We start from the raw sequence: 8,459 nt of genomic DNA, 5'->3' as shown, positions 1-8,459 counted from the left end.
TGTTCTATCGGGCCGTCCCCGCCTGGATCTAACTCATGCGCCCACTCGTCGCTGCAGTCTAGGAATACGTCCACTCTGAATCCGCAGGGATGCCAGTAAAGTTGCTAAAGTAAACCCGCTTGTCAACGATAGTTGTCATCGTTCATACTGTCACTGTAGCAACTGGCAGCCGATGAAGGGAAGCACGATGGGCTGGTTTACCGAGGACAGCGAGCATGAAGGCTATGTGGTCTGCGTCTTCGCCGACGGCATGTACGGGTCCGGCGGCAGGTGGATGCAGATAAACCTGATGACCCCCGAAGGCCGGCCGGTTGGGCATGAGGAGGATCCGACCCGCGAGGCGTGGCGGCCGCCGTCGCAGGTGGTCGGCTGGCGGGTCGCCTGCAGCTGTGTTCCGTTCCGGGAACACGTCATCCTGGACACGTTGTGGACGCGGGTTTGGGACCCTTCCGACGAGGACGTCGCCGCGGGGCGCATCTACGCCGGACCGCCGGCCAGCGCCGACGCCGCTGATATCAGCGACCGGGAGGATCTGGAGCCGCTGTTCCTGGATGTGTGGCACCGCCATGTCGCCCCGGACCTGTCGCTGCACCGCATCCGCACCCTGAGCGGGAGTCTCAAGGAGCTGGAGGCCCAGCTCGATGAAGCCGTTGCCATGGCAAGGGCGGGGGGCGTCTCCTGGGAAAAGATCGGCAGGGCCTTCGGGATCAGCCGGCAGGGTGCCCAGAAACGCTGGGAGGGTGTATCCGCGGATGAGCGCACGCCAGCGTAGGACGCTTGGAGCGACGCCGGACCGCCCCGGGCACTGCGGTTTCCGCCCCTCCAGCGTCCCTATTCCCCGTCCGGCACGTCGTCCGCCAGTTCGCCCGCGGCGATCCGCTCAGCGGTGCGCCGGTAAGCATCTGCGATATAGTCCTCGAGATCCCGGCGGCCGACGCGCCAGAGCCCCCGGCCCCCAACCTGAAAAGCGCGAAGCTCTCCAGTATGAATGAGGTTCCGGATGAGGCTGCTTTTGGAGTTCAGTTCTTCGGCGACTTGCTCGATGGTCAGAAAGCGGCGCTTGTCGTGTTCAGCGGTCACCCGGACATCCTAATGTGAGCAGCACCCAGCCGGGGCCAGTTTGCGGTCCCCGGCCATCCGGTGAGATTTCCTGGGTGGCTGGACGGCCTGAAGGGCTTACCTGCTCATGCCCTTTTGAAGGAGCTTTGTCGGGCCGTTGGCTCCGCGCGTCTTGCGGGCCTTTGCAGGCCTTGATCCCTTGCCTACGGCTGCGCTGGGCGGTGTGGCCTGGTCTTGATCGGAATTGAGCCGTGCTTGTACAGCCTCGCGGTCAGCAACCCCTTCGAGGCTGGCCGCCAGTTCCTGTCGGCGCTCGGCTGAGTCGTATTTGGCTCCTGCTTCGTCCCGCAACTGTTCGGGGCGGTGATTGGCACGGGCGGCTGTCCAGTCTCTTATCAGCCCCTGCTCCATGTCCTTTTCCTGGGCTACGCTGGCCGCAAAATTATGCCGCTGTTCCCAGTTGTGTGCCTCGATGGGTTTGGTCTCCCGGAGCCAGGCCAGCGCTTCGTCCAAGTCCTCCTTTGGGGGCCGATCAACGGCCTCCGAGCGTTTCCTGTCTTCCCGGTCGGCCTCGGCCAGCAGTTGCACAGCCTGGGCGTTCTCGTCACGGCCGGCACGGCGTTCCTGTTCCGCTTGTTCGCGGTCCCGTTCAGCTTTAGCCAGGGCCTCCGCCACCGTTGCTTCGTCGGCGCCGAGGTTGTCCACGTCCAAACCGTAGCGGCGCTGCACCTGGTCACGGATCACCTCTGCCGCGACGCGCGCTGCCGGGTCATGGTCCTTCCACGAGGTGGCCGCCTCATGTGCCCTTTCGACGTCGCGGCCGCTGGCTGTATCCCACCACCGGTCGTCCATGACCGGGGCGAGCTGTGCACGAGCAGCCGACCGCTCCGCATCGAACCGGCCCTGCAGTTCGCGGGCCTGTTGTTCCTCGGCCGCTTGGGCGCGGCGCAGCTCTTGCTCACGTGCCCTGGCCAGTTGCTCACCGAGCCGGCCGGCGACGGTCAGCGCAACGCGCGACATTCCCTCAAGAGCCTCATCAATGCCGTCAGATTCGCTCATGGTTCCCCTCCTTGGTGTTATCTCTCAATGTCTGGGCGGGTACTCCCGCTTCGGGTGCTCGCGTGGGTGCGTGCCTGCACGTATTTCGGCGGCAGCACGGAGCCAGCGGACCGACCGACAACCTGGCCGGCTGTACTCGCGCGTACCGCGGCGGCTTCGCTATCCGCTGTGGGCGTGGTCGCCGGGACGCTGGGTAGTGCGGCCGCGACCTGGCTCAGGTGGTGCTTCACCATGTGGCTGATCTGCCGTGCTCGACGCAGATCATTTGAGGCCTTGTGCATATCGTGGACGGCCTTGGCGACGTTGAGCAGCTGGCGCAGCATGATTGCCTGCGCGGCGGTTCCGGTGCCGCCCATCGAAGCTGCCATGAGCATGAGCGAGGCTCCGCGGGCAGATGGTCCTGCGCTGCGGATGGGGCGGACTGGGTAGCGCCGCAGTTGCGCTGTCTTGGACAGCTCGTCGGCTGCTGCTGCGAGTGGTCCGGGCGTTGCCTCGGTCGCCGTGGACCAGGCTGCGAAGGCGCCGGATGTCTCGCGTGCAACGTGCGCCCAGGTCACGTGATCGTCCAGCGGGACGGAGCGCAGCGTTTCGCGGAGCCGGGCAACTTCGTCGCTGTACTGCTCCCACATTTGCGGGTCCGGTTCGTGGGCTTCGCGGCCGACCGTGACCGGGCGGCGTCCACGTGCAGCTGCCTGCCATTCTGCGACCGCCTCGGCGGCACCTTGTGGACTGTCAGGCCACTCGGTACGAAGCTTGGGAAGGGCAAGGTCTTTGGCGAGGTGACCGCCGCCAAACCAAACAGGTCGGCCACCTTTGTGGGGACGTTCTGCCACGCTGTAGCCGACCACGACGTCGTCACGTCCGGACGCGTACCGCGGCCTGACCAGGGCCCCGGAACGGCGAAGGCGTCGAATGAATTCGGCCTCATCCTGGGCCGACGTCGCGCAGGCACGGACCTTGCGTTCCAGGGACCGGCGTTCCGGTTCCGGCGCTCCCCGCCGTTCCGAGGCTTCACGTTCACCGGGCCGCAGTCCACGGGTGGAATGCGTGGGCGAAAGTTCTTCCAGGCCGTACTTTTTCTCAAGCTCGCGGGCGACTTGTTGTGCCCGGGGGAAGTCCCGCCAGCTGCTCCACTTCGTGCCGTCCTCGCGGACCATGGAGGCAGCGATGTGAATGTGGTCGTTCCCGGCTTTGCTGTGGCCGTGACGGATCGCCACCCACTGGGCCGGCGCCCGTCCGCTGGCTTCGGTGAACCCCATCTCGTCCATGAAGTCCTGCGCAATGTCAGCCCACTTTTGGTCGGTCAGGTCGCCTTCCTCGGCGCGCAGCGACAGGGAGCAGTGCCAGACATGGCCGCCGGGAATCTCAACGCCCAGGACGCTTCGGGCACGGTCCAATTCCTTGGCAATGGCCTGCGCCGCGTCGGCGTTCAGTTCGTCATCGTTGTGCCAGGCCATGATCGACGGGGAGCCCGCGACCAGGTGGGGTTCGGTGTGTTCGTTCGCCCGGCCGGGACCGGCAAGGTACGCAATGAGCCCGTGCATGCGGGTGCCCTTGGTGATGTTGGGAATCATCAGCGCACCATCGAATCCAGCATCGTATCGATCCGGTCAGCGACCGCCCGCACCCGGGTCAAGACGGTGCGGGCTGCTTCAGGGAATTCGTCCGTGGCATTCGCATGCCGGGCGAGCTGGTTGACGTTGTTCGACAGGGCAGCAAGGTACCGGCGGGCCGCAATGAATTCCACGGCCATCGCCCGCCGTTCGGCCAGCGACTCGGAGTTCTCCGCGTACAGGGCAGCACTGACCAGAATCTCTGACGGGCTGCGCCCGGTCCGTTCCTCCAGCACCTTCAACTGCGCACGTTCGAACTCCGACATCGACACCCGCACGTACTGGGTGTCACCGTCAATGTTCGCGCGTCGACGGCGGGAGAACCTGCGCGGAGACTTCGGCTCTTCAGTCATCCCGGTCCCCTCCCCCAATGCCCAGCGCAGCGCCCCGGAATCTCCGGGCCACACTGACGAGTGTGCCGCATCCAGGGCCGCGGGCCGTGGATCAACACGCGGGTTATGGCACATAACCGCATAGCTTGCTCCGGAAAATCACCTGCGCCCCCAATTCGGCGCCTGGGGTGTTTCCTGAGCACTGCCCTGCAGGACGCTGCGCGTCTGACTTATTCAAAACGACTGCGTCGTTCCGTTTCGGCTGGTTGAGGCTACTGCCCGGTCCTTCCTTGGCAAGTCTCCACAGCCGGCTTTCGCGGCATATCCTCGCTCCGCTCCGGTATTCCACGATCCGGCCGCTCCAACTGGCCAATTCCTTCACCGGACAAGTTTCGGCAAGCGTGCCGAAAGGAACGCGGCATAGGGCAAGCGAAAGGTACAGTTTTGGCTCTCATCTCACCTACCACAGTGGCTAGGCAATACGGAGTCTCCCCGACGCAGCTGCGGCAGTGGCGGCGGCGCGGCATCGGCCCCGAATACTTCCAGTTCACAGCACGAACCGTCAGCTACTCCGACGACTATCTGCGGGACTGGTTCAACGATCCCCGGAACGCCCACCTCCTGGCGCAAGATCCCCCGGCTATCTCGGACATGTCATGCCAGGCTGGGCGCGTCCGGCCGAGCCGGCGTCGGGATGATCGCTAGGCTGGATCCATGCCAAACCTCGACATTGAACAGACACGAAACCAGGCCCGCGCGCTGCTGAACTCCCGCATTGAATCCGTCACTGCCCTGGTAAAGAGCCGCCAGCGAATCACCGAGTTGCGGGACCAGCTTGTTGCCGCCGAACGCGATGACAAGCGCGCCTACGTGCAGGCCACCCGGGACGGGTGGAGCGCCGAGGAACTGAAGAAACTTGGCCTTGAACCATCTGCCGTAAAGCGCCGACGGACGACAAAGCGCTCCGCCGGATCCGAACAGGATGCCGCCCAGGAAGCCGGCACATCCTTCAGCGAAGACTGACCCTAAAACCCACAAAGTGGTAGAACCCAAGCGACAGCGCTGACACCACTGAAAAAGTCGCTGCACACAAAAAAGGACCGGAACATTCCGGTCCTTTTTTGTCCTTCGGCAAAAGGAAATCTTTCATTCACTCTAGCGCACCCATGAGGGGTGCATTGTTTGGCACCCCGTGCGTGCCGGCGGCTTTTAGCACCGCGACCCGGACGACGCCGGCACCCGTCACGTTGGTATGCGCGGCACTCCTGGTGAGCTTCTGCCCATGCCGCGCCTAATGGCGGTCCGCCGCTGGTGAGTAGCTGCCGTGGTTCGCCCGGGCGGCGGACCGCCCGACGTTTGCGAGGTTCCCGGCCCTGCTGTGGTGATTGGCGGGGAACCCTTGCCGGGCGGTGGTGTTCCGCCCGGCAAGGGTTGGTGTTAGGCCGCTTGGGTTTTTTCCTCGGCTGGCTTGCCGCTGTCGATGATCAGCTGTTCAACAGTTGATGCCTTGTATCCCCAAAGAGCCAGTTGGTTCAGGTAGTCCCTGTGAGTCTGGGACGGGGACCGCCACGAGTCCTTCGCGATCGTTTTCTCATACCCCGCGCAGATCAGTGCGATCAGGGAGAATTCAGGCCGTGCGGTGGATTTCGCCACGTGCGTCCGGAGCGGGTTCCACGCCCAGGTCTTCGGCTCGTCAACCTTCGCCCCAACCATTCCAGCGGCCACCTCGCCGTCGTAGCCACTCGCCGTTTCGGGGTGGTGCGTAATCGCGTGGACGGTGAAGTACTGCCAGCCCTTGGGTGACTGCTTCTTCGCAAGCAGGCCGGTCACGAATTCACGGCGTACCACCTGCGCGGACAGCATCGCTTTATTGTTCTCAATGAGGGTTTTGCGCTCGGCCTTTTGTTCCTCGGTCATGGGGCCTTTCTGCGCTGGGCGGACGCCGTCGTAGCGTTCGTACTTCGGGGCGAAGCCCGTCTCCTTCCACCCCGCGATCACGGCGTGGGTCCGGTGCTGGCCCCGATAGTCCGTGGTGATCAGAACGGCGTTGGCGTCATCCTCGGTGGCCGGTTCCCCGTCCTCCCGTTTGGCGGCGGTGACATAGAGGTTGTCGTCGTCGGCGTAGTGTCCGGCGTCCTCCACGATGGTCCTTCCCTGGGCTTCCAGTTCGGCGATCAGCGCGGCGAGGGCGGCAGCGCTTTCGCGCCGGTCGCGCAGCCGCTGCGCGACGTGCAGAAGCTGGTCAGGTTCGTCCATGATGACCGACTCGAGCTCGGCCGAGGCCTCTTCATCTGACTCAAACTCAGCCATGATCAGTGCCTCCTCGATGCTCCATCCTTTGCCCAGGGCGGCGGCTCCCGCGTCCGAGGACTTGGCCTTCAATGCGGACTCCACCGTTGTCTTGGTGCGCCCGGTCTTCTTCGCGATCGCGGCCGCCGAGACACCGATCAGGGACAGCTGGTGATAGGCGTCGGCCTCGTCCGCTTCGGTCAGTTCAGCGCGCTGAATGTTCTCCACCACCTGCGTCACGATACGTTCGGCCTCCTCCGGGGACTCGATGATCATCACCGGGATCAGCGGCCGCTGCGCTTCCACGGCGGCGCGGGTGCGGCGCTGGCCCATCAGCACGTGCACGGTCCCGTCGTCTTTGCGGTGGGCGATCACCGGTTCCATCACGCCATGTTCTTTGATGCTGGCAACGAAATCAGCGGTCAGGGCAGCGTCCTTACGGACATTGATATCAACCGTCAGCGTGGCCGGGTCCAGCATTTCAAGCGTGGGTGCTGCGTTCATGGTGTTGCTCCTTTTTTGCCGAAAGGGTTGGTGGGTGGGGCGACCTACGGTGACCGGCCAGCGTCCCCTCTCCCCCCGTTGTTTTGGCTGCTGGCGAAGCTTGCGGAGCTGTGCCCGTGCAGGCCTGTCTACCCGTGAGGGCAAGGGGCGGGAAATTCCCGGAGGAAATAAGCGACGCAGGAGCGCCGCAGGGACATTTCCTGCACCGCAGGCCCCGACGAAGGAGGGGCTAGACCGGCCGGAGCGGACACGTACAATCCGTCAGGACAGCAGCCAAAAAGCGTCGCAGACAACAGGGTCAGGGGGTTCCGGAGCTCTGCGACGGCGCCACCTGGACCCCACAGCCGGCCGCGCCAGCGGACGCCTTTCAACTGGTTGCAGCGCAGCGGAAACCAGGGCGAGCCCCGCGAGCCTGCCTTCCACCCCGGCCATTGGACAACCCAACGACACCGCCAAACCTTGGCTTGCCGCCGCCGGCCGCCGCCCGGCACCTGCCTGCTGCGGGATTGGCGGTCCGCCGCCGCCAACCACCAGGACAAGCCGACCACGACGGCGGACCGCCCGCGGTGACCGGCCCCGAAAGACCGGCCACCCGTGGGGGTTTAGCTGGCGAGCAGTTCGCTCAGTTCAGCCGCGTCAGTTACCAGTGCCGCGCCTCCTTCTTTCAGGAGCCGGTGGCATCCTGCGGAGTTGGCGCTGTGGACGCTGCCCGGGACAGCGGCGACGTGACGGGCGATGGTTTCGGCGTGGTGGGCGGTATTCAGGGCACCGGAGCGCCAGCGGGCCTCCACTACGCACGTGACACCGGCAAGGGCTGCAATGATGCGGTTTCTGTACAAAAATCTTGCCCGGGTAGGGGCGACTGATGGGGGCAACTCGGAGACTGTGAGCCCGTTGGCGCGGATTGCGGCCGCGAGGTCCGCGTTTCCGGATGGGTAGTCGCGGTCCAGTCCTCCGGCGAGGACGGCGATGGTGGCCGCGCCGCTGCCGGTGCTTCCGGCCAGTGCGGCGCGGTGGGCGTGCGCGTCAATGCCGTAGGCGAGGCCGGCGATGACGCAGATTCCGCGCTGGGCCAGACTGTAGGCGATGTCACCGGTGACGGCCGCGCCGTAGCTCGTGCAGTCCCGTGACCCGGCCAGTGCCGCGCAGTTGGACGGGTCGGGGATGCCGTTCCCGATGTTGCCCCGGTACCAGAGGCCGAAGGGTGCGTCCGGGAGGTCGTCCAGGCCTGTGGGCCAGTGCTCGTCCCCGGGGATGAGGAAACCGCCGCCCAGGCGTTCGATGGTGGCCAGGTCCTTTTCCGGGTCCAGCTCCGGCACGCGAGGCGCCCAGCGCTTCAGCGCGTCGGCCAGTGCCTCGGCCGTCACGTCCGGAAGGGTGTGGGCGGGTTGGGCGCCGGTGGCGAGCCGCAGCGCGGCGTGCGCGCCGAGCCTGCCCACGAGGGTCCGCCCAACGGTGTCGTTTGGTTCGAACAGGCGGGTCAGGGCTGCGCGTGCAATGCGGTCGTTCATGGTGTTGCTCCTTTGTTGCCGAAAGGGTTGGTGGGTGGGGCGGCTCAGGTGACCGGCCAGCTTCCCCTCTCCCCCCGTTGTTTTGGCTGCTG

The 8,459-nt window shown here is 65.4% G+C and carries 8 protein-coding genes; 2 read left to right on the top strand and 6 right to left on the bottom strand.

Going from position 1 to position 8,459, the window contains the following annotated elements:
• Positions 1-187: 187 nt before the first annotated feature.
• Positions 188-772 (top strand): hypothetical protein, encoded by a 585-nt coding sequence (locus ASG86_RS07300; protein ID WP_056332052.1) that lies wholly within the window; start codon positions 188-190, stop codon positions 770-772.
• 59 nt (positions 773-831) lie between these two features.
• Here the strand turns inward: ASG86_RS07300 and ASG86_RS07295 are convergent, their stop codons facing one another.
• The 4 genes from ASG86_RS07295 to mobC form a co-directional block, all read right to left on the bottom strand.
• Complete coding sequence (locus ASG86_RS07295; protein WP_056332050.1) at positions 832-1,080, bottom strand: helix-turn-helix domain-containing protein; 249 nt, start codon at positions 1,078-1,080, stop codon at positions 832-834.
• Positions 1,081-1,176: 96 nt separating this feature from the next.
• Entirely contained in the window at positions 1,177-2,118 is a 942-nt protein-coding gene (locus ASG86_RS07290) for a hypothetical protein (protein ID WP_056332048.1), read from the bottom strand.
• A gap of 17 nt (positions 2,119-2,135) precedes the next feature.
• Positions 2,136-3,692: a relaxase/mobilization nuclease domain-containing protein gene (locus ASG86_RS07285; RefSeq protein ID WP_056332046.1), complete on the bottom strand. Its 1,557-nt coding sequence runs from the start codon at positions 3,690-3,692 to the stop codon at positions 2,136-2,138.
• Positions 3,692-4,084: a plasmid mobilization relaxosome protein MobC gene (gene mobC, locus ASG86_RS07280; RefSeq protein ID WP_056332043.1), complete on the bottom strand. Its 393-nt coding sequence runs from the start codon at positions 4,082-4,084 to the stop codon at positions 3,692-3,694. Before mobC ends, ASG86_RS07285 begins: the two co-directional genes overlap by 1 nt.
• Before the next feature lie 693 nt (positions 4,085-4,777).
• Between mobC and ASG86_RS07275 the strand changes: the two genes are divergently transcribed.
• Entirely contained in the window at positions 4,778-5,086 is a 309-nt protein-coding gene (locus ASG86_RS07275) for a hypothetical protein (protein WP_056332041.1), read from the top strand.
• A gap of 414 nt (positions 5,087-5,500) precedes the next feature.
• Here ASG86_RS07275 and ASG86_RS07270 read toward each other — a convergent pair whose 3' ends face one another.
• Together ASG86_RS07270 and dprA are read right to left on the bottom strand one after the other, a co-directional pair.
• Positions 5,501-6,856 (bottom strand): ParB/RepB/Spo0J family partition protein, encoded by a 1,356-nt coding sequence (locus tag ASG86_RS07270; RefSeq protein ID WP_056332039.1) that lies wholly within the window; start codon positions 6,854-6,856, stop codon positions 5,501-5,503.
• Positions 6,857-7,458: 602 nt separating this feature from the next.
• Positions 7,459-8,367: a DNA-processing protein DprA gene (dprA, locus tag ASG86_RS07265; protein ID WP_056332038.1), complete on the bottom strand. Its 909-nt coding sequence runs from the start codon at positions 8,365-8,367 to the stop codon at positions 7,459-7,461.
• Positions 8,368-8,459 lie beyond the last annotated feature (92 nt).

This window comes from Arthrobacter sp. Soil764 (assembly GCF_001428075.1).
In the GTDB taxonomy this organism is placed as follows: Bacteria; Actinomycetota; Actinomycetes; order Actinomycetales; family Micrococcaceae; genus Arthrobacter.
The sequence above is the reverse complement of the archived record's forward strand: the minus strand, read 5'-3'. Positions and strand labels throughout refer to the sequence as shown.